The sequence below is a fragment of the Actinomycetota bacterium genome (assembly GCA_041658625.1).
Lineage (GTDB): Bacteria > Actinomycetota > JAHEXW01 > JAHEXW01 > JAHEXW01 > JBAZZW01.
In genome coordinates this window covers 1-25,953 of the sequence record JBAZZW010000001.1, presented here as the reverse complement: position 1 = coordinate 25,953, position 25,953 = coordinate 1, and the positions used below count along the sequence as shown (strand labels likewise).

General features: G+C 45.1%; 23 protein-coding genes and 1 tRNA gene. 22 read left to right on the top strand and 2 right to left on the bottom strand.

The features are described 5' to 3' along the window. The first annotated feature begins 636 nt into the window (after window positions 1–636). From WC891_00120 to WC891_00035, 18 genes are all read left to right on the top strand, one after another. Window positions 637–3,663 carry an N-6 DNA methylase gene (locus tag WC891_00120; protein MFA5866359.1) on the top strand — a complete coding sequence of 1,009 codons (3,027 nt, stop codon included), beginning with the start codon at window positions 637–639 and terminating at the stop codon, window positions 3,661–3,663. Then, entirely contained in the window at window positions 3,650–5,272 is a 1,623-nt protein-coding gene (locus WC891_00115) for a hypothetical protein (GenBank protein MFA5866358.1), read from the top strand. Before WC891_00120 ends, WC891_00115 begins: the two co-directional genes overlap by 14 nt. Window positions 5,273–5,346: 74 nt before the next feature. Then, complete coding sequence (locus WC891_00110) at window positions 5,347–5,547, top strand: hypothetical protein (GenBank protein MFA5866357.1); 201 nt, start codon at window positions 5,347–5,349, stop codon at window positions 5,545–5,547. A 112-nt stretch (window positions 5,548–5,659) separates the two neighbouring features. Beyond that, window positions 5,660–6,544: a DUF5655 domain-containing protein gene (locus WC891_00105; protein MFA5866356.1), complete on the top strand. Its 885-nt coding sequence runs from the start codon at window positions 5,660–5,662 to the stop codon at window positions 6,542–6,544. 144 nt (window positions 6,545–6,688) lie between these two features. Then, window positions 6,689–7,288, top strand: a complete 600-nt coding sequence (locus WC891_00100; GenBank protein MFA5866355.1) for a DUF4145 domain-containing protein — start codon at window positions 6,689–6,691, stop codon at window positions 7,286–7,288. A 102-nt stretch (window positions 7,289–7,390) separates the two neighbouring features. Continuing rightward, entirely contained in the window at window positions 7,391–7,807 is a 417-nt protein-coding gene (locus WC891_00095) for a hypothetical protein (GenBank protein MFA5866354.1), read from the top strand. A 211-nt stretch (window positions 7,808–8,018) separates the two neighbouring features. After that, complete coding sequence (locus tag WC891_00090; protein ID MFA5866353.1) at window positions 8,019–8,786, top strand: hypothetical protein; 768 nt, start codon at window positions 8,019–8,021, stop codon at window positions 8,784–8,786. Further along, a complete protein-coding gene (locus WC891_00085) occupies window positions 8,779–9,333 on the top strand; it encodes a PIN domain-containing protein (GenBank protein MFA5866352.1) in 555 nt (184 codons plus the stop codon). Before WC891_00090 ends, WC891_00085 begins: the two co-directional genes overlap by 8 nt. 140 nt (window positions 9,334–9,473) lie before the next feature. Beyond that, window positions 9,474–9,623 carry a hypothetical protein gene (locus WC891_00080; protein ID MFA5866351.1) on the top strand — a complete coding sequence of 50 codons (150 nt, stop codon included), beginning with the start codon at window positions 9,474–9,476 and terminating at the stop codon, window positions 9,621–9,623. A gap of 789 nt (window positions 9,624–10,412) precedes the next feature. After that, on the top strand, window positions 10,413–11,477 hold the full coding sequence (locus WC891_00075; protein MFA5866350.1) for a radical SAM protein: 1,065 nt from the start codon (window positions 10,413–10,415) through the stop codon (window positions 11,475–11,477). Further along, window positions 11,468–11,764, top strand: coding sequence for a PqqD family protein (locus tag WC891_00070; GenBank protein MFA5866349.1), 297 nt, complete (start codon window positions 11,468–11,470; stop codon window positions 11,762–11,764). The genes WC891_00075 and WC891_00070 overlap by 10 nt, the downstream gene beginning before the upstream one ends. 1 nt (window position 11,765) lies before the next feature. Further along, window positions 11,766–11,939: a hypothetical protein gene (locus WC891_00065; GenBank protein MFA5866348.1), complete on the top strand. Its 174-nt coding sequence runs from the start codon at window positions 11,766–11,768 to the stop codon at window positions 11,937–11,939. Between the two features lie 15 nt (window positions 11,940–11,954). After that, a complete protein-coding gene (locus WC891_00060) occupies window positions 11,955–15,155 on the top strand; it encodes an MBL fold metallo-hydrolase (protein MFA5866347.1) in 3,201 nt (1,066 codons plus the stop codon). A gap of 43 nt (window positions 15,156–15,198) precedes the next feature. Continuing rightward, window positions 15,199–15,921: a prenyltransferase/squalene oxidase repeat-containing protein gene (locus WC891_00055; GenBank protein MFA5866346.1), complete on the top strand. Its 723-nt coding sequence runs from the start codon at window positions 15,199–15,201 to the stop codon at window positions 15,919–15,921. Between the two features lies 1 nt (window position 15,922). Beyond that, window positions 15,923–17,548, top strand: a complete 1,626-nt coding sequence (gene asnB, locus WC891_00050; GenBank protein MFA5866345.1) for an asparagine synthase (glutamine-hydrolyzing) — start codon at window positions 15,923–15,925, stop codon at window positions 17,546–17,548. After that, window positions 17,526–18,677 (top strand): glycosyltransferase, encoded by a 1,152-nt coding sequence (locus WC891_00045; GenBank protein ID MFA5866344.1) that lies wholly within the window; start codon window positions 17,526–17,528, stop codon window positions 18,675–18,677. Before asnB ends, WC891_00045 begins: the two co-directional genes overlap by 23 nt. Before the next feature lie 756 nt (window positions 18,678–19,433). Beyond that, window positions 19,434–19,676: a helix-turn-helix domain-containing protein gene (locus WC891_00040; GenBank protein MFA5866343.1), complete on the top strand. Its 243-nt coding sequence runs from the start codon at window positions 19,434–19,436 to the stop codon at window positions 19,674–19,676. After that, window positions 19,666–20,793 (top strand): site-specific integrase, encoded by a 1,128-nt coding sequence (locus tag WC891_00035; protein ID MFA5866342.1) that lies wholly within the window; start codon window positions 19,666–19,668, stop codon window positions 20,791–20,793. The genes WC891_00040 and WC891_00035 overlap by 11 nt, the downstream gene beginning before the upstream one ends. Before the next feature lie 15 nt (window positions 20,794–20,808). Here the strand turns inward: WC891_00035 and WC891_00030 are convergent. Continuing rightward, a tRNA-Val gene (locus WC891_00030) sits at window positions 20,809–20,883 on the bottom strand. A gap of 60 nt (window positions 20,884–20,943) precedes the next feature. After that, window positions 20,944–21,435 (bottom strand): tetratricopeptide repeat protein, encoded by a 492-nt coding sequence (locus tag WC891_00025; GenBank protein ID MFA5866341.1) that lies wholly within the window; start codon window positions 21,433–21,435, stop codon window positions 20,944–20,946. A gap of 337 nt (window positions 21,436–21,772) precedes the next feature. Here WC891_00025 and WC891_00020 point away from each other — a divergent pair, with 337 nt between their 5' ends. The 4 genes from WC891_00020 to WC891_00005 form a co-directional block, all read left to right on the top strand. Then, the gene (locus WC891_00020; GenBank protein ID MFA5866340.1) at window positions 21,773–24,286 is read left to right on the top strand and encodes a sigma-70 family RNA polymerase sigma factor; all 2,514 of its coding nucleotides are present in this window, start codon (window positions 21,773–21,775) and stop codon (window positions 24,284–24,286) included. A 14-nt stretch (window positions 24,287–24,300) separates the two neighbouring features. After that, complete coding sequence (locus tag WC891_00015; protein MFA5866339.1) at window positions 24,301–25,110, top strand: zinc ribbon domain-containing protein; 810 nt, start codon at window positions 24,301–24,303, stop codon at window positions 25,108–25,110. A 69-nt stretch (window positions 25,111–25,179) separates the two neighbouring features. Next, window positions 25,180–25,707: a zinc-ribbon domain-containing protein gene (locus WC891_00010; protein MFA5866338.1), complete on the top strand. Its 528-nt coding sequence runs from the start codon at window positions 25,180–25,182 to the stop codon at window positions 25,705–25,707. 8 nt (window positions 25,708–25,715) lie between these two features. Continuing rightward, window positions 25,716–25,953, top strand: a 238-nt coding sequence (locus WC891_00005) for a zinc ribbon domain-containing protein (GenBank protein MFA5866337.1), incomplete at its 3' end; no start/stop codon positions are given.

Below are 25,953 nucleotides of genomic sequence, written 5' to 3'. Positions count from 1 at the left end.
ATACTGTGCATCTGTAATTTAAAATCCATCGAAAATGCTATGGCTTTGGTTGAGATTTACAATATCTCAAATAAACGAGCTAAATCGAGGCCAGATATGCCTTCTGAAGTGGACAGACGCGAAATGGGGCGTCGGCGCACGAACCCCGTACTTTTATATATAAAGTCTTTCTTCTTGTTTCCGGCCCGGGTTTTTCTACTAATATCTTCTTTAATCTAATCGTCATTTTTCTCCGTTCTTCTCCGTTTAAAACCTATTGCCGGCGTAAGAGTAATCACTCAAAGTACGTCGGTCGTCCCTGACGGATTATTACGGAGGGTTATGATGAAGTCTTCTTTCTAAATCTTCCTTTATCTTTCGTGGTTCTTTTTGGACGGGAAAGGAAAAGGGATAAGGGGGAGTGGGGTAGGACTTATGAAGTAAAAGGAATTAACGGCCTACGGCCGGCAAAGCTTTTTAATCCTCTTTTGTCATGACCCCTCAGCGCCCTCGCGGGCGCGCGCACCTAAGCAAGTACTTAATTCCCGCAGGGGCGGCCGCAGTTAGGCGTAGGCCGCATCCTATTAAACCCGACCTTCAAAATGGTAATATAACGCTGTCTGCAATGCATCCAAGAGACATGATGAAAGGCATTATATGGCGGCTCCAAAAGAGATTCTGGATCTTGTCGCGCGCTTTGAGGAAAACAGGGAAGCGTTGCGGGCCGGCGCCTATAGCGAAGCTGAACTTCGGACAGAGTTCATTGATCCCTTTTTTGAAGCCCTTGGCTGGGACATTGCCAATAAGGCCGGCATGGCCGAGCAGTATAAGGATGTCGTCCGCGAAGCGTCAGTTGCGGTAGAAGGGCAAGCCAAGAAGCCTGACTATGAATTCCGCATCGGCGGCACTCGCAAATTCTACGTTGAAGCCAAGAAACCGATTGTCAATCTAAAAGATGATGCGGGCGTCGCTTTTCAAATCCGCCGCTATGCTTGGTCGGCCAAACTCCCGCTGGGCATAATCACCGATTTCGAAGAGTTTGCAGTCTACGACTGCCGGACCAAACCTATTGCGACCGACAAGGCTGGCGTCGGACGCCTGAACTACTACTCCTACAAAGAATACGCCGACAAATGGGACGAGATCGCCGGTATCTTCGCAAAAGACGCCATCTTAAAGGGCGCCTTCGATAAGTACGCCGCGTCAGATAAGAAGCGGGGGACCCAATCGGTCGACGACGCGTTCTTGACCGAGATCGAGTCTTGGCGCGAACAACTGGCGAAGAATATCGCCTTGCGGAACGGCCAGCTCACGGTCGAACAACTCAATTACGCCGTCCAACAGACCATAGATCGGATCATATTCCTACGTATCTGCGAGGACCGGGGCATTGAAAGCTATGGGGATCTCCAAAAGATCGCTGCGGGGACAGACGTCTATCGAACACTTCTAAAGCACTTTCTTGCGGCGGACGAACGATATAACTCCGGTTTGTTCCACTTCAAAAAAGAAAAAGACAATGCTGAGGAACCGGACGACCTGACGCCCGGTCTCAACATCGACGACAAACCGCTCAAAGCAATCGTCAAACGTTTGTACTACCCGGACTGCCCTTATGAGTTCTCAGTCATATCTGCTGATATCTTAGGGCAGGTCTACGAACGCTTCCTGGGTAAGGTAATCCGTCTCACCGAAGGACATCAAGCCAAGGTCGAAGATAAACCAGAGGTTAAAAAGGCCGGCGGCGTCTACTACACGCCGACCTACATCGTCGATTACATCGTCAAGAATACGGTAGGGAAGCTGGTTGAGGGCAAGACGCCGGGAGACGTCGACAAGTTGAAAGTTCTTGACCCTGCCTGCGGCTCAGGGTCGTTCTTGATAGGCGCATATCAGTTCTTGCTCGACTGGTACCTCGAGGACTACTCAAATCACGAGCCGGCCAAACTGCTGAAAAGGAAAGATCCGAAGCTATACGAATCCAGCAATGGATATCGGCTCACTCTGCCGGAGCGGCGTCGGATTCTTTTGAACAACATCCACGGCGTTGATATCGACAGCCAAGCGGTCGAGGTCACAAAGCTGTCGCTACTACTAAAAGTACTCGAGGGGGAGACCCAGCGAACATTGTTTGATAAGCGCGTGCTTCCTGACCTGAGCGGCAACGTTAAGTGTGGTAACTCTCTGATCGGGACGGATTATTTTGCTGATAGATTAATTCCTGATCCCGAAGAAATGGACAGTATAAATCCTATGGACTGGGAAATCGAGTTTCCTGAAATCATGGACCGCGGCGGGTTTGACGTCGTAATTGGGAATCCGCCTTATGTTAGGACTCAGACTTTTGTTAATAGCAACTCGTTTGTGTCCACCTATTATGGGCAGCAATATGTAGCATCTGGAGAGGGAAATTATGATATATATGTGCTTTTTGTAGAAAAGGGACAGAAGCTTCTCAACAAACGCGGTTTGCTTGGCTTAATCTTGCCCCATAAATTCTTCACCACGCAATATGGACGACCACTAAGACGTGAGATATCGAGACTCGGAGCTTTAAGCAGTATCGTTTACTTTGGTGATCAACAAATATTTCAGGCAGCGTCCACATACACCTGCCTGCTGTTCCTCAACAATGCCAAACAAGACTCATTCCTTTTCACACCCGTAACCAATGTAAGTGCTTGGATTAGTAATCCAGCCGTTGATGCGACCCCAATTAACGCAAGCGAAATGAGTGAGGAGCCTTGGCGGTTTTTGTTAACTGGGTCGAGCATCTTTCAAAAACTCGCGTCGATGCCAATAAAGTTAACAAATGTAGTGGAAAAAATTTATCAAGGTCTTGCGACAAGCGCTGACTCGGTTTTTGTCTTGCAAGTCGAAAATGAACAAGATGGTATGTCGCTATGTGCTTCAGCGGAACTTGGCGGCGAGACTGTACTACTTGAATCCGAACTTCTTCGCCCGCTACTAAAGGGCTCTGAGATATCTAGGTATGCAAGCCCAGAGTACAAATATATTGTGATATTTCCATATATTGTTACCGGAAGTTCAGTTTCCCCGATAGCAGAAGAGGCGCTGAAGGACAATTATCCGCGTACTTTTGATTATCTTTCGAAATGTAAAACACGGTTGCTAGGGAGGTCGAAGACAGACCTCGGGAATTGGTGGCTGTACCCGTACCCCAAGAACCTTACGTTGTATTGTCAACCAAAGATTCTTGTCCAAGTTTTAAGTAAGCAAGGAAACTTTGCCTTTGATAAAATCGGAAGGTTTTATTTTCTTGGTGGTGGCACCGCGGGCGGTAATGCAATAAGGCTGAAGGCTGACACTAGCTACAGTCAAAGGGTCATACTAGGCATTTTAAACTCCAGTATTCTAACCTATTATGTCAAACACGTCGGGTCGGGTTTTAGGGGCGGATACCATGCATTTGGAAAAGCGTCATTATCTGATTTTCCATTACCACGAATGGACAAAGAATCTACTGCGAAGATGGAAGCGTTTGTGGGCAATATGGTTAGCCTCCACAGCAAGGATGACGCAAGCCAGTCACAGCACAATAAAGTATTGTGCGAGCGACAAATCATAGCAATCGACCGCCAAATCGACCAGCTCGTTTACAAGCTTTACGGATTAACCGCCGAAGAAATCAAAATTATAGAGAGAGCATTTGATGAAGTTTGACTTCGCGACACTAGGATACCCAAAGAAATTTGAAGAAATGTGCAATCAAATTGTTATTGCTAAGTATCCGTCGGCAAAACCTATTGATGGATCTGGCGGAGACAATGGAATCGACTGTTGTGTGTCAAATGAATCAGATGGGCTGCACGTATTTCAACATAAGTATTTTATTGGTCGTCTAAACACATCAAGAAAGAAACAGATACATGATTCTTTGCAGAAGGCTACATTCAACAAGCCGGTAGCGTGGACGCTGTGTATTCCAATTGATTTTACGATAAAGGAAAAGCAATGGTTTGACGGTCTAAAAGAGATATTTAATCCAATAGAAATCGATTATTGGGGCGCGGGAAGACTTGAGTACTTGCTTCACACTAATCAAGAAATTAAGAATCATTATTTTCCTAATGTGACTGAGCAGCTTAAGATCTTAAATGCTCATCTTGACGATAAGGGTTTGCTGGGTTCAGGTAGCGCGGCAGATATCTTAGATGGAGCGCAAGTTCTTCATGATTCGCTCCAGCAACTTAATTCAAGTTACTTGTATGATTTATCAATCACCGAAGATGGCCCGCGGATTGCCATTCGGCCAAGAAGTTTTGAAAATGAAAGTGTACCACCACTCAATGTTCACACGATTTTTCGGTTCCCCAACACTACGGAAGGACGAAAGAACCAGAAAGCTCTAACCGATTTTATTGACCGGGGTGTACCAGTTGAAATTCCGGGCGAGTATATTGCAGAATGGACTTCTGACCTAGAGGATCTCCTGGGGCTGAACAAGGGCGCTAAGCCAGCTTTGGTAAGAATGGGACCGACAGATGCTTTTGACAAAATCTTGCTTACCTTTGTTATCGATCAGCCAGGTGAAACCAAAGATACCCAGTTAGGTCCTATTAACATGAAAATTGAACGGCAGGGTCGGCAAGAGTTTGCTATCAGCAACAAAGAAGAACAACCTGCTCTGCTCCTCAGCGTTGTTATGAATCGGAAAAAGAAAAAACTCGAGTTGGCGTGGGAGCTTGCGTACGACGGTCATAACATCAAGGAAGTTGTTGACTGCGAAAGGTTTCTTAGATCCCTTGCATTAGGGTCGAAGCTGAAGATTATCAATACTCAAAACGGAATGAGTACTGAAATAGAGATCAATATGAAACAAGAATGGCCAGAGTGGCGCCAGACGCTTCTGGAAGGTCTCATAGCGGCACTTAACATTCAGATTTCATCGGGCATGTTAATCACGTTTTCGGATGATATGACCGATTCAGACAAGGTGGCCCTAGCAACCTTAGCAGAAGTATCACGGTCGGGCAGAATTGACAGAAGCAATCAGTCAGTAACCCTAACCATGACAAAAGTCGGTGCAACTGAATTGCTAAAAGTTGTAGACGGCACAAAGCCAATGGAGATTGAAACGGCGGTGTCTTCAGTTGACCTTTTTGGTGTCTCACTACCGCTAGGGAAGTCAAAGATTTTGCTTCACGATGCAAATATCAGTGGAGACAAATCTTGTTTGGATAAAACAATTAGGGCACTTGATGATGATGATTCCATCAAAATAAAAGTAGAGTCTCCACTCATGACAATAAATTATCACGATTTTGAATAAGCAATTATGCTGGCCTATTTATGAGCTTTACCGCCTAGCCTCTGAAGAAATCAAGATAGTGGAAGGAAAAACAGATGGGCGAGATATCCAGCAGTAGGAATAACCCCTATATCTTTTCTAAAAATCTCAGGGACAAAATGAAGAAGATATACGTTGAGCGATCCGGCAAGAAGATAACAGACGGCGAGGCCGACTTGTACCTAGATAGGCTTATGCAAGTCGAGAAACTTATTGCAAAGATAGAGAATCGACCAAAAGAGGATAGTAATAAATAGACTTCGACCAGCTCGTTTATGAGCTTTATGGATTAATAGAAGTTGAAAGCAGATTATCTCATATACGAATTAAATCTTGGCGTATTTATAAATACCATAGAAGGGGGAGACAATGGAGCTGTATAAGATAGGAAAGGAAAGCGCGGAGAAGATTGAGAAGAATCCTATTTTGCTTGAAAAACAACTGCAAAACATTGTTGAGAACAACTTAGAGCTTCTGTTTTCTGCCAAGCTATTAGCGACGGAGCATCCAACCGGGGATAAACACGGTGGAAGAATCGACACTCTTGGTTTGGATGAAAACAATTCACCCGTGATCATTGAATACAAGCTAAAAGAAAGCGTAAATGTAATGAATCAAGCGCTATTCTATTTGGACTGGTTGCTTGACCATAAAGCCGATTTTGAGTTGTTGGTGATTAAGAAGCTTGGGCAGGGTGTAAAAATAGATTGGAGCAGCCCTCGTGTGATTTGTGTCGTTGGAAGTTTTACGAAATATGACCAATATGCAATTTCACAAATCGGTCGACCGATTGAGCTCGTTCAGTATAAATCCTTTAGAAACGACATTATTCTTCTTGATCGAGTTGAATCAGGGCAAGGCGAACCCCAAAAGAAGCAAGGGAAGACAAGGGTCAATGACCGTGAGGCCACAATAGAGGATCACGTTAAACGAGGGTCAGCAAGCACGATTCCGCTGTTTGAAGAAATTCGCGAATACATAACGAACCTTGGTGACGATGTTGAGGAAGCAGTCCGAAAGGACTACATTGCATACAGAACACTGAAGAACTTCTGTTGCCTGGAAATACACAAGCAGAACGTCCTGCTATATCTAAAGATTTCGCCGGATCAGATTGATGATCCCCTAAGAATAACAAGGAATGTAAAGAATATTGGCCACTTTGGGACCGGAAACCTTGAAGTGCGAGTAGACCGTTCAGAAAGCATCGAAGAAGCAAAGAGATTGATTAACGCGAGCTATCAGACCGTTTAAACATCAGAATACAAGAGATAATAAGTGGGGTCGCGTCTTGAATCTTGAATTGCCAGAATTAAATCACCAAATCGACCAGCTCGTTTATGAGCTTTACGGATTAACCGCCGAAGAAATAGGAATTGTGGAAGGAGAATAGTCAACATGAAGAGATACAGGGGCTTTCATACACAGCGTTATGATGGTTCTACTGCAGATGCTTGGCACTCATACACTTGTAGTTTTTGCAATAACCGCGTTTCCGGCGCAGTTGTCGCAGCGGACATAGTTGCAGGTGGCCCGACAATAAAATGGCTTTGGTGTACAGAATGTGGTAATCCGTCTGTTCTTGCTTTAGATCAAGCGATATACCCTGGTGTGCTTTTCGGACCCCAAATCGAAGGATTGCCCAGCGAGACCGATGCTGCTTATGGAGAAGCAAGGCGCTGCATGTCAGTAAACGCGTTTACCGCTGCAGAACTCATATGTAGAAAGATATTGATGCACGTCGCTGTTGAAAAAGGTGCAAAAGAAGGAGATACGTTCATTAACTATATTAGCCATCTTGAAAAAGAAGGATATGTCACCCCACCTATGAAAAAATGGGTAACTCTTATTAAGGATCATGGAAACGATGCCACACATGTTCTTGAAGCGCCCAATGGAGACCATGCAGAAAGCACCGTAATGTTTACCGCAGAGTTATTGCGTCTAGTATATGAAATGGAGCACCTTGCTGCTAAATATGATCATCCAACACAATAGAACCTGGAAAAAAGAGCGCGGGAAATGAAGATCGACCAGCTCGTTTATGAGCTTAACGGCCTAACCCCCGACGAAATCAAGATTGTGGAAGGATGTTACTAAGTGAGCAGTAAGCGCGAGGAGCCTGTACGTCTGAAGAAAGGCAAATTGGCTCACAAAGATCTCCAGAACACTTGGCAAAACACTGCAGAAGGGACGGTTGAGACAGAGAAGGCTGTTCATAAACCAGGTGGTGGTAGAGGAAGAATCGATATTCATGTGGAGTCGGATGGAAACCTTGTTGCCGTTGTTGAGGTAAAAGATAGTGATTGGGATGCGATGACGCCGCAAGGTGCTAGGCGAAATGTGCAAAGACAAATACGACAAATATGGAAATATGTCGAATCTCAGTTAAGCCAGGGCAAAGATGTATCTCCAGGCATTGTTTTTCCCAAGCGTCCTTCTGATCCTGAGCGAGTTGAACTTATCGAGTCGATGTTTGGAGAAGAATGTATCGCGGTCGTATGGGATGATGAGTAATGCATGTAGTTAAATGATGTCTGGTCTTGAATCTTGAATCACCAAGACCAGACCGCCAAACCGAAAAACCTCAAGCAGGCCTTATCTTAGTCTTGAACTGCGATATAAATCGCCAAGGAAAAATAGGCAAAATGCTGCCTTTGGTCTATTATTGACGTGAAAGCGTGTTTAAAGTTACGGAAGGCTGACATATATGAGTGATACTCGGAAGATGAGATTTCGGCTTCAAAACAAAATAAATGGTATAGACGTGGAGTTGGCTTATCTCACAATCCCTCTAGTAAAGGAATTTCTATCTGAAATAGAAGAATTTATTAAGGGGGGTAAGCGAATCGACTTAACACAAGTGATTGCTGGCATGGAAAATGGCTCAGTCGCTGTTGATGTAGTCGACAACCACGCAGGGCAATTAGATAGTACTTTTGATGCGCTAGAGAAACTTGGAGAAGGCAGAGACTTAACAGTATTAGACCCGGGTAGGGCAAAAGTAATCGAGCTCTGGCAAAAGAAAGCGAAAAACGATGAGGATGTCGTATATGAGGTTTCTCTCGGGGAAGACAATTCAATCGCCCCAGTCATAACAATTTCTAAAGACACAGATTTTAAGGCGGGGCCGGATTATTGGGTAGATGTTGAGCTGTATCTATATGGAAGGGTATTTGACATGGGCGGTAAAACTATTCCGAATGTGCATATAGAACTTGAAGGCGGAAAGACAGTAAAGATAGGCACAAGAGCATCTGAATTAATGGCGGATAAACAAAACCGATTGTATAAAAATCAGCTTGTTAGAATTAGCGCTATGAGAAACATTGAAACAGGCGAACTTAAGGACGAGCGGTTCATTTCTTTCGAGAACTATAACCCACGGTTCGATGAGGATGAGTTTTCAAGAATAGAAAAGCAAGCAAAGCTAGCATGGAAGGATGTTCCTAGCGTTACAGCGTGGCTAGAAGACTTAAGGGGCAATAATGGCTAAGGGAGAGACATTCTCGATCCTCGTTGATACAAGTTTCTTGGTCCCTGTGTTTGACAGTACGCGCGGTAACCATGCGGACGCAAAAAGATATTATAAATACTTCTGTGATAATTCATACCGCATGTTCTTATCAACTATCGTAATTTCCGAATTTCATCAAAAACAAACAATTGTGCCCATATACAATACGGGCAACTTCATTGTTCTGCCGTTTAACTATGAAGATGCGATTAAAGCAGCTGATATCGCGTATCAGCTAGGCGGTCTGGAACGAGGAGGAGAACCCAAGGCCAAATATAAGGATGACCTAAAAATTATGGCTCAAGCAGAAACACGCGGCATTGATTTTATTATTACAGAGGACAGATCGACCTTGGCGAGATACGTAAAGAAATTATCAGACGCGAAACTCTATAGGCCAAGCATAATAGTTCTCAATGATGGGTATGACATTTCGATATTTAACAAGGGTCAAGCACCACTGCCGGACAAAACAGGCGCGCCGGTCATCGCGTTACAGGCATCTGAAAGCGCAAAAGATAAATGAGACATCAACAATTTGACTACCTGTAAACGGGGTCGCTCGTAAACTGGGCCAGGTCTTGAATTATCAGGTTTTAGTGCTTTTTCAGTCGCGGGAGAGACTCTGCAACAAAGACTAGGAAAGAACTTACCAGGGGGAATACTATGGCAGCAACTATGCCTCTTAAAAAGATAATCGACCAAGGAGTTGCCTTTCGCCAACTTATAACTATCACGGTCAAAACAAATAGCCCAGTTACTTTAGTCATTGCCCCTACTAGCATTTTTGATATTTCAGGTGTGAGTTTATCATAAGTATCGGGATACTCGGACTCCCGTAGATGCTTCCCCTGGGCGAGGTCGCGAGCGGTTTTATCTTTATGGAGACCTTGACCAATAACGGCAGTCATACAGGAGACCAGCGCTAAGAAGATTCCCAAAGCCCAATCGCCATGAATGAAACAAACGATAGAATAAATCATGGTAATAATGACGAATCCGAGTAAAACAATTGTCTCGAAGCTAGTTATCCACCTTATTGCGCCCACCCCAGAACCCAAATAATTCCAACTGTGCTGCATTCTACACTAAACCCACGTTAGACTCTAATAAACGGGGTCATGTCGTGCCTTTTAACATTTTAAGTTTCTGATCTTGATCCACCACGCATATAAGGGGTCGCGTCTTTACTTTTAGCATTCTTGATTTTTGGTTTATCACACACGGCTACTGATCCACTAAACACGATTTTCCCTGGATTTTGTCTCTGCATTGTTTTTTGAAAGGGTCAGGTCGTGCTTTTTAACCTTTCTTAGTGGACGGGGTCATCTATGAAAAAGCGCCCCAATATCGCCAAATCGACCAGCTCGTTTATGAGCTTTACGGATTTACCGATGAAGAAATCAAGATTAAGACCTGCAGTCTATCCTGAACTGTATTATTCTTGAAACGTTTTCGTATTATTTCTCATACGTATCAAAAACGGCATGGTTTATCAGGAAAAACCGTGCAGGCCTCTCTGAAATAAATCTGTACTAAATCTCAAAACATTTGAATAGTGCTGATGAATGGACTAATCTAATCTTTATTGGAGGTTCTGAATTAGTGCCTATTCATGATTTGGCGAAGGTCGATAATGATTTCTATTTCCAGTGGCACATAACTGATCGCTGTAACCTCCGCTGTAAACACTGCTATCAAACGGAGTATTCGGACGCTCGCGAGCTGACCATTGATGAGCTTAAGAAAATCGCCGACAAAGTTTGTCTCGCGTTGACCAAATGGAACGCGAGAGGCAAGATCGCTATTACTGGTGGCGAGCCGCTCTTACGTGATGACTTACCCGAACTTCTTGAGTATCTCCAGGAATCCCCTGCTGTAGCCCAGTTTGAAGTTCTATCAAATGCCACTCTTTTAACGTCTGAAACCGTACAATTACTGAAAACGTTCAGCAAGTTTCACAGCTTTCAAATATCACTAGATGGCGGTACGGAAGAAACGCACGATTCAATCAGGGGCACAGGTTCCTTCGCTAAAGCCATTACCGGCATCCGCTTGTTGAGGGCGAACAACATCCCCGTGAGATTGATGTTCACGATTCATCGCGGGAACGCTAAAGATATCTCTCGTCTCATTGAGTTGGCTATCGAAGAGGACGTGGATGCTATTACGATAGAGCGGTTTGTTCCAACTGGATCTGGCAGTGCTTTGTCTCACCTCGTCTTATCACCAACAGAGCTGAGAGATATTTATCAATATGTTGCTGGTAGGGCTGACGAAGAATACGAGAAGGGCACGAAGCTTAAGATTCTCAAGTTCCGCTCCCTTTGGGTACTTCTTGATCCGGAGAGATCGAAAGCAGCAATAGAAACTCCGGTTCATACTGATCTGGGAGCGATGTGTTCAATAGGCATCGATAGTCTATGTATTCTGCCCGACGCAACAGTCCTCCCGTGCCGGCGATTGGGGATACCTATTGGCAATTTGCTGGAAGACTCAGTGTTCAAAATATGGTATACGTCGGATTTGCTTTGGCAGCTAAGAAACAAGGACAACCTTAAGGGCAAATGCAATGAATGCGAGCTAATACCACGATGTGGCGGTTGCCGCGCGACTGCCTATGCAATGACCGGCGACTACTTAGCGGAGGATCCCCAGTGTTGGGCATAGATGACTCAGATATGCTTCGCCTAAACGACCAGTATGTCCTCTACAAACTTGATGTCGATGACGGTATGTGCTGGTTGTTCGATATTGAGGAGGGTTCATATTTCGACCTGAACAACGTTTCTTTCTTCATTTTCTCAAAATTTAATGGAAGCCATACTATAGCTAAAGCACGAGAGCTGACTCTCGCTGAATATCCTGATGAAGATAGAGGCATAGTCATCAACGACTTCGACACATTAATCGAAAAATCATTTAAAGAAAGTATCTTGATAAAGGGAGGCAATTGAAATGGCAAAGATTAAGTCAGAAACCAAACAAGCAGTAGGGGAAACAAAGATTTCGAGTTATCAAAAGCCCAAGCTAGAACGAAAGACGAGCATGGAATTCCCCAAAGAGATTGCAGAGAAGTTCAACGCGGGAAAGTTCTGTATTCAATGCAGTGGCTGCCACGGCTGTCGGTAATCTGATATCCACCTTATGAAAACCACTAAGACAGCGCTTCTCAACGACGCAATAGAAGCGACGGTCAACCTGGATGCTATCCTCGACGGTATCGATTTCGATTCATATTTAGAGGTAGATAAAAAAACCGCCCTCAATACGACAATCGGTTACAAGCGATATATTAGGAAACAAAAAAAAGCAGAAATGCTTATCGAGAGATTCTACACTGAATGTTCTTCAGCATCAGGGGGACGCTTGCCTTGTTTCTCTGATGTATATGACGAGGGGCTAAATAGCAAAAATAACAGGATCAGAGAAGAACAACCTCTCGCCGTAAGGTTAGGGCTCCTGTTCGTAGTAAAGAAGTTAAGGCTTGATGCAATGAAGGAAGAAGAGCCAAAAGCGAGAGAAAAAAAATATGAGACTGCAGTATGGCTTGTAAATACGATACGGTTGGCACCTTTTGCAAAACCTCGCAAATTGAGTAGTGCTATGCAGATGCTCTGTTTATTAGAACTTAGTATCTGCTGCTCGGGCATACCCGAGGCTTCGCTTGCACTAGGTTATGCTCAAAGAGCTGAATGCATGTTCAAAGAATTGAAAACGAGCAGTTTGCCAAAGAAGAAGGATATCAAAAAGGCTATCGAAGACTATATTAGATTCTGTATTGGTGAGGCTGAGCGCATCGGACGAGATTCCGCGAAAGCCCTATCATCGTTTCAAGAAATAGTAAGTAATCATGAACATGATAGAGAAAATTGCAGAACCTTTCCTTCGTCTCGATTATCAACAATTATTCAGGCTCGAAGATATATAGCTACAATTCTCGTCGATAAAGGGCGCGGCACTGAGGCAATTAATCAGCTAGATATTGCTCAAGAATTGCTTAAATCAGATCATTTGTTTGATGGTGACTGGAGAAAACATGACTGTGAGCTGGTAAAAGCCTCAGCATTTTTGGACCAAAAACATTTCAAAGAAGCAAAACATAATTTAGATGGAATTATTAAGCAGAAGAGAGAATTAAAGGGTGCCTTTATTATTCGTAAAGCTCAACTTACTAGGATTGACTGCCAAATAGAAGAAAGAGGTCGAAGTATTGATCTTAACGGGGGACGAAAGAACGGTGAAAATGCAGAAGATTGGATAAAAAAAACCATTAAGGTCACGACAGAAGTCGGTCTTACTACAGAATTGAATAAACTCATGGAAGGCTGTGTCGAACGTAGAGATCGAGGCAACTTCTACTATGCTAACCGATTATTTGCTCGGTATCTAAAGCAAAATAGATTATGGCTTAAGAAGCAGGTCGACGGACTAGAGTTAAGAAAACCATTGTTGAAGGATGTTAAGGATCGGGAAAAGCAAATAGAAGAGATAGAGTTAAATAGATATCTCAAGTTGTGTTTGGAAGATAGAATTATGAAACCAACTTCTCCACTTGATCGACTCAATGAGTTTCATAGTCTAGATTCAAAATCATTAGATGAACTTTTAATCGAGGTTCGAGATTCAGAAACAAGAACTATCGCAAAGGATGCAATCCGTGGGTTCGGCAACGAGATTCTGCTTAAAGACTTTCTGAACCTTTACCAAAAGCGGAAAAGTAAAAATCCCAGTATAATTCACGCAATACAATCTGCGCTAACAGAAATCTACAAGCAGGGTGGTGAACCCGAAAAAGCCGACGCAATGACTAGACAAAAGGAAAAAATATCAATCCTGCCAGTCGATCTTACATCTGCTCGCGATTTCTTCGACAAGTATTTTATGCCTGGAAATATTGAGATACCAGAAGAGTCGGACAAGCTCAAATATATGTATTTAAAGCCACATACTGTCGACAGAACAATGTATCTTAATGCAGAAGCATTCATTGACAAATTATTACTATCATCGAGACAGGTTCTTCCAACTCCAACTGACGACATTAGCGCATTCATAACAGTTCTAAGGAGATGGAATTCGTTTACGCCCAGTCTAGCCAGTACGGTAGACCCTAGCAAAGGGGGAGGATTCTTTTTATATATGAAGCGCAGAGAATTACAAAAATATATGCCGAGTTCAGATAATCAAAAAACTTCGATAGGGGTAGTAATTGACCCTGGATATGATTTTCTGGAAAATTTCTTTTCCGAGGGGTTCTCGATAGCAGATATAGACTATGTTGTGATTTCTCATAATCATGGAGATCATACCGACAGTCTGCCTCAATTGCTGGCTCTATTTCATGAAATGAATGATCGTCTTAGGGATTGGAAACCCTGTTACCGCAGTAAGTTTGGGAAGAAGAATATTAAGTTCATAGTATCACGTGGAGTTTTTGAGACATTTGAACAACACTTTCATATGGCCCAAGAGGCCATTGAGGATACATGGGTTCTCGAAGAAATAAATAACAAAACTGCAGATGTGGCTTCATTTGGGAATCTAGAATTTTCAATTGACCCTATACCTACAGATCACGAGGCCCTTGGAAAGAGCCGCAGCTATGGATTTAATTTTATTATGAGAAACAGTGAACGCGACATATTTAGATTTGGCTATACGGGGGATGCGAAATGGACTCCTGAAATTTCCGAAAAGTTTGCTAAATGTGATGTAGTTTGCGCGAACCTTGGCTCAGTCGTTGAAATTTTTAAGAACAAGAGGCTTCTTAAGGAAGGCTCTATAGAGGAACACAGTTCTAATAGAAATTTGCTGGGCAATAAAAGGCAGATAGAGAAAGGCATTAGGCAGCAGGTTAAAGATTGCAAGCATCTCTATTTATCAGGGATGACGCTACTAGTAAAGCAGATTATGGACAAGGAGAAGATAAAAGCTGTCATTATTTCTGAGTTTGGCGAAGAACTTAAGTCAGGATTGAGGATAGATTTGTTTCACAAGTTTGACGATTGGCTCAAGGATGAATCAACTAACCGGGCCGGAAACAATAAACCAAGATGTTTTCCAGGAGATGTAGGATTACGTGTAGGGTTGCCTGATGGTCAAGTATATTGTCATCATTGCGATCAGTTTGTTAATAGAGCAGCAATATCTCCTTTAGCCCATGGATTCCAAGAAGCCATCTTCTTCGTTTGCGATGAATGTCGATCAGTTTTTTCAGAACAGCAGATTAATGAAAGGCTAGAAGAGCTCTACCTAAAAGGGAGACAGCTAAAGGTTGGACATCCGAGACCCGAGTGCATTGGTGAAGTATGTTCGCACAGCGATCTCTGCCCTTCTGCAGAGTAGCGTCCATCTGGCTATTGAAAAGGGTGAAGTTGAGCGCGCTTGTATGTCGATATCGCTCGTTGGCGTCAACTCTACCGATTCTCTTAGGGGTCACTTTCTAAATAATATTTCTAGCTTAGTTGTTGCTGACCAACAGCTAGATGGCGGTTGGTCTGACGTTGAAGAAACCGTTTGGTGTACGGTGTTTCTAAAATCTGCAAACGAACAATCTTGCATAGATAGAGCGTTAGGGTGGCTTCGGAGGCAACAGCTTTCAGACGGGTCGTGGGGTTATAGTAGTCGTGATCGAGGACGGATCCCGATTACGGGAATCTTGCTCTACTTAGTACCCGAACTTGCTAACAAGAAATCAATTGGATGGCTAAGAGAGACGTGGACTAATGATTTACGCTCGGAGCCAGTACTTAGCTATAAGGCCGCATACGTGTTATTGGCACTTGGTGGGCAATCGGTGGATTCTGATGACGGTCTTGTAAAACAGACGGTTATTAGACTGCAAAAGGAACAGAATAATGACGGTGGTTGGGGGCCCTGGAAAGATCAGCCAGTAGGAAGCTCTGCTGAATATACTGGAATTGCATTATCTGGTCTCTTAGAATACCCCGCTATTGTAGATGAAAAAGTAGTCACTAGAGCAGTCCAGTGGTTAACGGACAACCAGCTCCCAAGCGGTTTATGGCCGGCACACTATATTGAACAAGGAAGTGCTTGGGCCTTATCTGGTCTAATCAAAGGCTTGCAGTATCTTCAAGCCAACAGGAGTTAACGTGTGTGGTATTTGCGGTATCCTCGGACAACCGAGTGAGATTATGACCAAGAGCATGACACAGGCGATGGAAAGACGAGGTCATGATGGTGAAGGATTTTATTTAGACAGCTTTATATCCGTCGGTGTTAGACGTCTGCAAATCACGGGGCCTTTGGAGAATGATCAGCCGATTTGGAATGAAGACCACACTATATGCATCGTATTCAATGGAGAGATTTATAACTTCCGCGAACTGCGCATCAACCTCGAATCCAATGGTCACGTTTTTCGTTCATCGTCAGACACAGAGGTAATACTACATCTCTATGAGGACTTGGGCGAAGATTGCGTTCAATATTTGAAGGGCATGTTTGCGTTTGCGATTTGGGACGGTGAAAAGCTGTTCTTAGCACGCGACCGAATGGGAATAAAGCCGCTCTTCTATGCAAGTGTGAACGACAATCAACAGCTGATTTTTGCGTCAGAGATTAAAGCCTTATTGGCTCATCCAGATGTTAGTCATGCTCGCCATGAACCATCCTGGCATGAACTATCTGTTTTTGGCTATGTCCTTTCAGAAAGCGATACGCTAATCGAAAATATAAAACAAGTAAGACCCGGCTCGGAAATTACAGCAACCCTACACGATGGCTCTATTCGTATCGAAGAATGCATCTACGCTCAGAAGTGTCCTGATCAAGAAACGGGAATAATTCGACAAGAGACATCTATTGGGAGCAGTGTAGATCGATTTGAGAATGCCCTTCGCGAGAGTTGTCAACGCATAATGAACCAAGATGACCGACCAAAGGGGTTGTACTTATCTGGCGGTATAGACTCGTCATTGATTAGCGTGCTATGCCACGAGGAATCATCAATACCAATACATACATTTACGCTGGGAGATTCGCTAGAGAACGACGATGTCCGTTACGCGCGTCAAGTAGCAACGGCAATTGGCTCAATCCATCATGAGATTATCGTGTGTAAGGATGAATGCGAGCGAGAATACCCCACGTTTCTTCAAGCGTGTGAGACAGCGCCAAGCGAAGGTACATTTGATATGCATGGCGATTTCTGCTTTTTCTTGTTATCAAAATATGTATCAAAGCATGTCAAAGTAGCGATATGTGGTGAGGGGGCGGATGAATTAACAGGTGGGTATTGGATGCATAAATGGCCACTTGGGTATGTTGACTCCTTGCGAGAGAGACTTGGACGAATGGGAAAAAAAGACGTAACAATGATTGAAAAAGAACTGGAGCAGTGGTTTGCTCAGCCTGAGGATGTTGATCGTTATCGTCAGGGAGTATTTGATCTTTTGCTGGGAACGGGCTTAAGCAATTACCATCTTTGGGCTGTAGATAGGGCATCAATGTGGCATGGGCTAGAAGTCAGAGTGCCATACTTGTATGACCCAGTTGTCGAAGTTGCAAGGTCATTACCAATGGAGCATAAAGCCACGCGCCACACGAGCAAAATTGTATCGCGCAAGCTTGCTAACAAGATATTTGAGCCGTATGGATTGCTGCATATTATTGACCGAGAAAAGAAAGCAATGCCAAACGCCATAGAACATCTTAAGTTGGATCAGCTCGATATATACAGAGAATCAAGCTTGCTTGCCCAAACTAGGCAGGGCTAATGTCGTGAAAATCTGCCTGATTAGCAAGTATCCTCCAATTGAGGGGGGAATTGCAGCCAAGACTTACTGGATGTCGAGGGGTCTGGCCGAAGCTGGGCTCGATATTACAGTTGTAGCCAATAGTTCTCTTGTCGAGAGAGAATACGGGATTCAAAAGATTGATAAACAACCAGCGACCATCAAGAATCTAGAAGTTCACAGCATAGAAAGCAGTAACCCTTGGCACATTCCTAACTCAGATCATGCTGAGACAAGACTACTCAATCTTTTGCTCCAACTTCACGACAGGCGGCAATTTGATTTGATTGATTCAGGCTATCTTGTTCCATACGGGGTAGTTGCTTACTTAGCAAATCAGATAACATCTATTCCTTATATTGTCAGACATGGTGGTAGCGACCTCGCGAAATTCTTAGATCATCCGGAATATAGGTTCTTGCTCAAGCAGGCTATTGCACACGCCAACCTTGTGGTGACAGATAGGCACAATGCAAAAGTTCTTGGTGAGTTGTCTAGAAGAACCCCTATTCAACCAACATATATCCCCGATGAACGCATATTTAAACCCAAGGCACTTAGACCAAGTACCGCTCCGACTTTCGCATATATTGGCAAAGTGAATTATCATTGGCGTCGCCGGGGTTTGGACAAAATAGCTGAACTTTTTGAGGGTATTGATACGCTGAAGTGGCAGCTACTATTCGTATCGCAAGGCACAGGTCTTGATGATTTTAGAAACTCACTTAGCGAAGAAATGCGACAAAGGATCATCTTCAGACCTTTTGTTCCGCCATGGGAAATGCCTCGGCTACTTGCTTCAGTGGACTATATATTCAGTTTAGCGGTCGATGAGCCAATGGAAGATCCGTCGAACTTGGTACTCGAGGCACTTGCCTCGGGGACTGAAGTAATAACAAATCGCAAACTGCCAGCAGGAGAAAGTGTTCACCAACTTGATCTCAGCAATATGTCATCATGTGCGGGCTATATAGGTCACCTTATTCAAGACTTCAAACAAAAAGACAAGGCATCCACGATCAGGGATTCTGACAAAGAATCAAGTTACATAAGCTATATCAAAGAGAACATACAGGCCTACGAACATGTAATTGCTGATGCCAGCAAATAAACGGGCTATCTATGAGCATGATCGGAGTCGCGTCTTGAATTATCAGTTTCCGGGTCCTGTTTCTGATTTTGGATTTTGTTTCTGACCTTCAAAGCACGACTCTTGATACACCAAACACGATTTTTCCTGGATAGTGGGCGGCGTGTCAGTTCCTGCGGCAGATTTGTGGGGCGCCCCAGGACGACGCATTCCTGTATGCCTCTCGCCTAGTTTCTGTTTCTGCAAGCGGTATCCTCATCTTGATCCTCTCCCATCAAGGGAGAGGCAATGGCTCCGCGCGGTGCTGAAGAATCACTCGAGATTAATCAGGCTGCCTTGCCGTATAAAGGTCCTTAAAAAAATATCGCGTTTTGGTTGACAAACACTATATGCAGCATTCATAATGGCCAAGCTGCAATAACATTTGCGAAGTTAAACGCCCAACGGAATTTCGTAAATGTCGCCAAAATCGGCAAGTGAGGCGAAACGTATTCGTGTAAGAATAGCGAAACGTGGGAGACAAGGGAGACGGGCGTTTGAAATAAGCAACGTCCCTTGCGGTTTTGATAGGCAAAATAGATTGTGGATGCCCTGCAAGGGATTAGCGCAAGATTGACGCGCATCTGCTTTGCGGGGTTTTTGTTTTTTAGCTTTAGATCGATGTTCGATAATGTTTTGTTTTCGAACGGCCAGAAGGAAGGAATTATAGGCACAATGACAAGAAAGCACAAATAGGTCAACGTTCCAGGAAAGAGTCATTCTAAGGAGGTGGATCGTATGGCGACCAAGCAAGGAGTACTACCGTTTAAACCCGAGAAATTCTATTCAATACCTGAAGCTGCAGCTTACCTTCACGTAGCTGTAAGCACTATGTATAAGATTGCCAGAGACAGGCAGATCAGATTCATAAAGACCGGCAAGGAAATAATGTTCAGGAAAGAGTATCTGGACGAATACCTCGAAAGCCGCGTATTTGAAATCGTTCCGCCCGATCAAGGGATGAGCGGTCATGTCGGGTAGTATCCGCAAGCGGGGCGACACGTATCATGTGTATTTCCGCGTAAACGGAAAACAGCATTCAAGGGTGGCGGGACCCCTAAAACGTGACGCCGACGCGCTTTTGGTCAAGATCAACAACGAAATCTACAGCGGCAAGTATGTCGACATCAAACCGATGCTGTTTTCGGAGTTCGCGCCGAGATGGCTGGAGCAACAGAAGCCGAACCTCAAGGTATCTTCATACTCGAAGTATATCGTGGTGATAAAGAACGAGCTGGTGCCGAGGTTCGGCAGCCTCCAGGTGAGCAGGATCGACACAGAGATGATCCAGGGCTGGCTGACAGTGCTTTCCGGGCGCGGTCTGAAGCCGAGCACCGTAAACACGTATTTTGCCACCATGCGGAAGCTCATGGCCGATGCGGTCAAATGGAAGTATGTCCATTCGAACCCAGCGGCCGTTGTCGATCGGCCCAAGATCCCTAAGTCCGAAATCGACTACTTGAGTCCTGAAGAGATCGGCCGGCTTCTTCATGCCGCTGAACCGAAGGCCCGCGACCACGCGCTTCTCATGCTCTTGGCGACGACGGGCGTGAGGATAGGGGAGGCGCTCGCGCTAACGTGGGACGACGTCGACTTCGTAAAGCAGACGATCAACGTCTCAAAGACCATGCACGCCGGCGTCGCGACTTCTCCTAAGACCGCGGGCTCGCGCCGCGTCGTCAGGTTCCCGGAAGCGCTTAAGCGAGAGTTGATGACCTTTCAGTTGACGAGCCCGATCACAAAGGCGAACCATGTTTTTGTCTCGAGTGTCGGGACGCCTTTGGACAGGGATCGCGTCCGGAATAGGATCTTGAAGCCGGCTCTCGCGCTTGCGGGGTTGCGGAGCGTGTCGGTGCATTCGCTCAGGCATTCGTATGCGACCATGCTGATCCATCAAGGCGAGAACCTCAAATTCGTCCAAAGCCAGCTCGGCCATTCGTCGATGAGAGTCACATTCGACCGCTACGGACACCTGCTTCCGGCTGCCGGAGACGAGGCGATGAGGCGTCTGGATAGGATGGTTGAAGAAAACTTTTGTTGGCAAAGTGTTGGCAAAAAGGAAAAGATGAGATCAGAAAGTCACCTAAAACTCATATAATATGCAGTTGAGAGATGGTGGGTGATGAAGGATTTGAACCTTCGACCTCTTCCGTGTCAGGGAAGCGCTCTCCCCCTGAGCTAATCACCCGTATTCGCACTTAAACAATATTAAAGAGCACAGCCTTGTTTGTCCAGCGTAGAGAGTGAGTTAGAATTGTACGTTCCTTTTGCATCTTGGGCAGTAGTAAACCATCTTTGGGTTCATCATCAGAACCATACCAACGACCCAAATAGGAATGCCAACGATGAGGCACATCGTTAGGACTCCTATTACAGCAAGCACAATACCAACAGTCTTGTCTTGCTTGGCGATTAAGGGCGAATGGCAATATGGGCATACCAGTGGATTCACTTTGACCTCTGACTGGTCCTTTATAGCATCGTCCGCCTTCAAGACTTCGAGGTTTTCCTTGGCAAACTTGTATTCAGGGTCAATCTTTAGCGTACTCTTGTACCATTTTTTAGCGTCAACGATGTATCCCTGACTCTGAAGACATGCTGCTACTCCGGCCATTGCGTTGACATTCTTGGAATCCAACTTGAGTATCTGCTGGTATTTGGCAATCGCTTCATCAAACTTCTTCGCTCCATACAGGTTTATGGCATCATTCTTTAGCTTATTGATCTCAGCATTAGGCATTTTATGCTCCTCTCATTGAAGTTAGAATTCTGTGTCTCTATGTATTAAACATCCGTGTGGCTCATTTTATTACATTTAGGCAGTAAAAAAGAACCAAAACATTGAACTAACTGCGGTTAATGGATAGAATGTGCCCAAGCACCAGGGGCTGTTCAACTTTTTCTTTTAGTTAAAAGAATCGCATCCGGAGCAACTATTTTGGCTGCAAGCGACTGCACCATGAGCAAGGCAACAAAAACCCGCATGTTTCCGCTTGTAATAAATCCCTTCTTATTTAGTTATATGAGTAGAAACGCATGCGCATATGAATTAAACAAAGGACAGAGTCGACTCTGATATGGCTGAAGACACAACAAAACTCTTAATCGAAATAGCGGCCGACGACCAGAAGGCTTTCGAGGAGCTGATCGACCTGTATCAACCGAGGATATTCAACTTTTCCTACCGGATCCTCGGCAAGCGCGAGGACGCGCAGGATGTGACACAAGAGACTTTCCTGCGGATCTATGAGAAAGCCGGGGAGCTCGCCAAGAAAAAGGAACTTAACCTCCAGGCCTACATCTACAGGGTCGCCCAAAACCTGGCCATCAATGAAGTGAACCGCCGAGGCAAGGTCGTGGCCAAAGATGACTTGGAAGCGGAGGACACGAACGTCTACCAGGACCCGGAACGGGCGCTCCTTCTCAAAGACCAGATAAACAAGGTTCGGAAGGTGGCGAAGACGCTCGCCGAAGGGCACCAGATCGTCCTGACCTTACGAGAGCTCCATGAGCTAGATTACCAGAACATCGGCGAGGTCATGGGGATGACCAGAAACAACGTCGGCGTCCTGCTCATGCGGGCTCGGCTGAAGTTCAAAGAGGCCTATATCATGGGTGAACTTAACGAAGACAACCTAACTGAAGAATGCAAACGGATGCTCCCCCTGATCTCCGCCTACTACGACAACGAGGTCACCCCGGAAGAGCGCAAACGGGTAAAGCAGCACTTGAAAGACTGCCCCCTGTGCAAGCTCGCCCTGGATGAGATTACCGAGGCATCCATGTCCTACCGCTCGCTCATCCCGCTCGCCGTGCCCGCTGCCATCAAGACGGGCGTGCTCGCCAAAGCAGGCACTCTCGCAGGCCATGGCCTCTCCAACTCAGGCACCTTCACATCCGCAAGCCAAGCCACGGGAACGGCCACCCAGGCCGCGGCCACAATCACCAAGACCGGGATGTCCTTGGTAGCGAAGATCGCCCTCGGCATCGGCACCGCGGCCATCGTCGTTTCAGGAGCGGCGACCGTCATCATCGGCCCCGCACACATCAAAGACAAGATTGTCCAGCTCTTTTCAGGCACAGGAACAGTTGCCAAAGAAGAGAGAGTCAGCAAGATCGCGTTTGTCAGATTCGGGGATATTTGGGTCGTTGATTTGGACGAAGAGGGCAAACATGTCTTGAACACCGAAAAGAAGCTAACAAATACAGACGATGCCGATGATTCTAATCCTGTCTGGTCGCATGATGGAAAAAAGATTGCCTTTATATCAAAGCTTGCCGGGCCTGGGCCCATTATGCCAGAAGTACATATCATAAATGCCGATGGTACGAAAGTAGCAACTTTGGTTAATAAAGAAAGCGCTATAGACTTTACGGACAGTCTTAAGTATTTGAGGTGGTCAGAGGCTGATTCAGCACTATATTTTGGCGCAGGGTATCAGTACCCTTCGTTTTCGCTGTGTGAGGTAAATGTGAAAACGAAGAAGATAATAGAGATGCCTACTGGGATGCAGCTCGGTTTTGATGTAGTTGGCGACAAATATGTTATGGCCGTTGACCTAAGTGGCAATAATGGAATACGAGGTGAACTTGCACTATACCCGGGAGAAGAAAAATATAGAATGACGACAATTGTCGACAAGGCCAACGATTCACCAACAAACAGACTGTTTTCCGACCCAGAATGCAGCCCAGACGGCAAGCGAGTTGTAGTTTGTGAAGGTTGGGGCGGTAACGAGAGTCCACTTTATATTGTTGACATCAATAAACGAAGCAACACCAAGTTGATTAACGGAGCCTGGCAACATCCAACATGGTCACAAGATGGAAAGGCAATAGCTATGGAAAAGATTATCAGCGGCGCCGGGAGGCCAGAGAATCAGAAGCCTGAAGTATGGAGAGTCAATGATAATGGTAAAGGTCTAGATAAGCTGCTAGATAATGCCTCCTCACCCTCCTGGTCCCCCGCAACCTATATTAAGAAAAAGCCGAAACCGCAACCGGATCCGGAAGCGGTTGATATAACGAAGTTTCTTCCAAGCGATGCTACGGTTTCAAAGAAATTGATTGCCGATATTGATCAAGATAACTACAAAGAAATTATTGTTGCTGCATCGACAGCTGTTGGTGTTGACACAAGTTCCTCATACAAAAGTAGAAACGGTATTGTTGTTGTCATTGACTGGAAGGGGAATAAATATGTCCACCAGTGGGAGAAGACATATCTGCATCCGACTGCTTTTGAGGCACTGGAAGCACGCGATGTTAACAAAGACAAAAAAGTTGAGCTAATAGTTAAGTGGATTTACGGTGCTCACGCAATGCAGATGTATTTATATCAGTTTGACGGTTATGCATATCGTCCGTTAAATGCAGTAAACCAAGAAGGCAAAAGCATGGAAGTCTTTTCATCAAGTACTCCGAGGTTTGAGTTCAAGGATCGCGACGGCGATGGAATCGATGAACTCCTTGTCTACGGGCGAGATTATGAAACAGGCGCTGATCCGACAAGAAATAATTTCATCAACGTTTACAAATGGCAGAATAACGAATACAAATATGTGGATAGAGACTATGAAACGATTAAGTAAAACCGGGAGGCGAAATGGGCATTCTTGATAAATTCGATGATGTTTTGGTGGATGTAAGCTCAAAATCTAAGAGGGCAGTCGCGGCCGCGCAGATAAAAAGCGGGATTAAGGACATCAAAGCTGAAAAAGCAAAAAGAATGGTCTTGCTTGGCGAGAAAGCATACGGCCAGTATGTTGTCGGGAAGCTAGGCAACGATACGCTATCAGAAGACTGTGATGTCATTGCTGATCTTGACGACCAAGAAAGGATGCTCTTGGACAAACTCGATGAGCTGGATAAGGTGCCCGCAGCGTCCACAACTGGATTTCCGTGCCCGGAATGCGGTAAGGACATTAAGCAAGATTCTGTTTTCTGTGCTTACTGCGGTGTTAATGTACCGGAAGAGCGGAAGAAAAAGGAAGATGGGTCAATATATTGCCTGGAATGCCGAACCCAAATCGCGAAGGGCATGGAGTTCTGCCCGAGCTGCGGCTCAAAGGTTGAAGCTGACAAGAAAGATGCTCAACCGGTTGACGATCAACACTTCTGTCTACAATGCGGCGCTGCCAATAAACCCGATGCTGCTTTTTGCAGAGGCTGTGGAATGAAGCTCGAGGCGGTTGAAGAAGTACCAGAGGTAGTTAAGGAGCCGGAACCAGAGGCCGAACCGGTTGAGGAGCCAAAAGCTGAAGAAAAGAAGCCGAAGGCCAAGCCAAAAACAAAATCGAAACCAAAGCAAGCGCCTTCGCCGGAAGAACCGCTTTTCTGTGTTGAGTGTGGTACGCAAAACAAACCGACGGCCGGCTTCTGTCGCGAGTGCGGAGCAATCCTAGAAAAAGATTAACCTTATGCGTAATAAAACATATTGGCGCCAGTTATATAGATAGAAAAGAAAGATGACAGGGGAGGCATTATGGCATTTTGTACGAAATGCGGAGAACAGAATACTGATATAGCGCAGTTTTGCGTGAAGTGCGGAAATCAGATGGGGGCGATGAACTCATCGGCTAGCGGCTCAGTCGCGTCAAGCGAGTCACAGACCTTCGTAGTGGAGCTGATCAGGAGTCTCTATCCCGGCTCAAAGACCATTTGCGTCAGCGCCGTAGTAATCATCATCAGCTTCTTCTTGCCCTATTACGGCAATGGGGCGAATGCTGTAACTGTCGGGGGTTTGTGGTGGTTGATGCCTATATATGCACTTCTTGCCGTAGGCCTAGCATATCTTACTCATATTGGAGAAATGAGTGCCAAACTCTTCTCTACCGCGGCAACGATTGCCATCGCCATGCTATACGCACCACAGATTCTAATTATATTTCGAGGTGGCAACGAGATAGCGGGATTCGGCATCGGCTTCTATGGGATCAGTCTTGGCTTCTTGGCGATGGTTGTCGGTGCATTCTTAAACTTATGGAGCATCACTAAAGAAATGGAAACCTAGGAGACCCTATGCTTTGTCCAAAATGTGGGGCCCAAAACGAAGAAGACGCGAAGTTCTGCGAGAAATGCGGCGGGGAAATAGATGCGTCATCTGAAACGCCCGAACTTATGTATTGTTCAAAATGCGGCGCCGAGAATCATCCTGGACGAAAAGCCTGTAATGAATGTGGCGTCGCTCTGCCCAGTCAAGTACTGTCAAAAGACATAAATGTGGCCAAGAGTCCTAAAATCTTACAGACCGCTGCTA

What these genes read in the sequence shown, in the direction of transcription:
- WC891_00120 (MFA5866359.1), top strand. Translation starts at nt 637, where the DNA reads ATGGCGGCTCCAAAAGAGATTCTGGATCTTGTCGCGCGCTTTGAGGAA.
- WC891_00110 (MFA5866357.1), top strand. Translation starts at nt 5,347, where the DNA reads ATGGGCGAGATATCCAGCAGTAGGAATAACCCCTATATCTTTTCTAAA.
- WC891_00105 (MFA5866356.1), top strand. Translation starts at nt 5,660, where the DNA reads ATGGAGCTGTATAAGATAGGAAAGGAAAGCGCGGAGAAGATTGAGAAG.
- WC891_00100 (MFA5866355.1), top strand. Translation starts at nt 6,689, where the DNA reads ATGAAGAGATACAGGGGCTTTCATACACAGCGTTATGATGGTTCTACT.
- WC891_00090 (MFA5866353.1), top strand. Translation starts at nt 8,019, where the DNA reads ATGAGATTTCGGCTTCAAAACAAAATAAATGGTATAGACGTGGAGTTG.
- WC891_00085 (MFA5866352.1), top strand. Translation starts at nt 8,779, where the DNA reads ATGGCTAAGGGAGAGACATTCTCGATCCTCGTTGATACAAGTTTCTTG.
- WC891_00080 (MFA5866351.1), top strand. Translation starts at nt 9,474, where the DNA reads ATGGCAGCAACTATGCCTCTTAAAAAGATAATCGACCAAGGAGTTGCC.
- WC891_00065 (MFA5866348.1), top strand. Translation starts at nt 11,766, where the DNA reads ATGGCAAAGATTAAGTCAGAAACCAAACAAGCAGTAGGGGAAACAAAG.
- WC891_00060 (MFA5866347.1), top strand. Translation starts at nt 11,955, where the DNA reads ATGAAAACCACTAAGACAGCGCTTCTCAACGACGCAATAGAAGCGACG.
- WC891_00055 (MFA5866346.1), top strand. Translation starts at nt 15,199, where the DNA reads ATGTCGATATCGCTCGTTGGCGTCAACTCTACCGATTCTCTTAGGGGT.
- WC891_00040 (MFA5866343.1), top strand. Translation starts at nt 19,434, where the DNA reads ATGGCGACCAAGCAAGGAGTACTACCGTTTAAACCCGAGAAATTCTAT.
- WC891_00035 (MFA5866342.1), top strand. Translation starts at nt 19,666, where the DNA reads ATGTCGGGTAGTATCCGCAAGCGGGGCGACACGTATCATGTGTATTTC.
- WC891_00025 (MFA5866341.1), bottom strand. Translation starts at nt 21,435, where the DNA reads ATGCCTAATGCTGAGATCAATAAGCTAAAGAATGATGCCATAAACCTG.
- WC891_00020 (MFA5866340.1), top strand. Translation starts at nt 21,773, where the DNA reads ATGGCTGAAGACACAACAAAACTCTTAATCGAAATAGCGGCCGACGAC.
- WC891_00015 (MFA5866339.1), top strand. Translation starts at nt 24,301, where the DNA reads ATGGGCATTCTTGATAAATTCGATGATGTTTTGGTGGATGTAAGCTCA.
- WC891_00010 (MFA5866338.1), top strand. Translation starts at nt 25,180, where the DNA reads ATGGCATTTTGTACGAAATGCGGAGAACAGAATACTGATATAGCGCAG.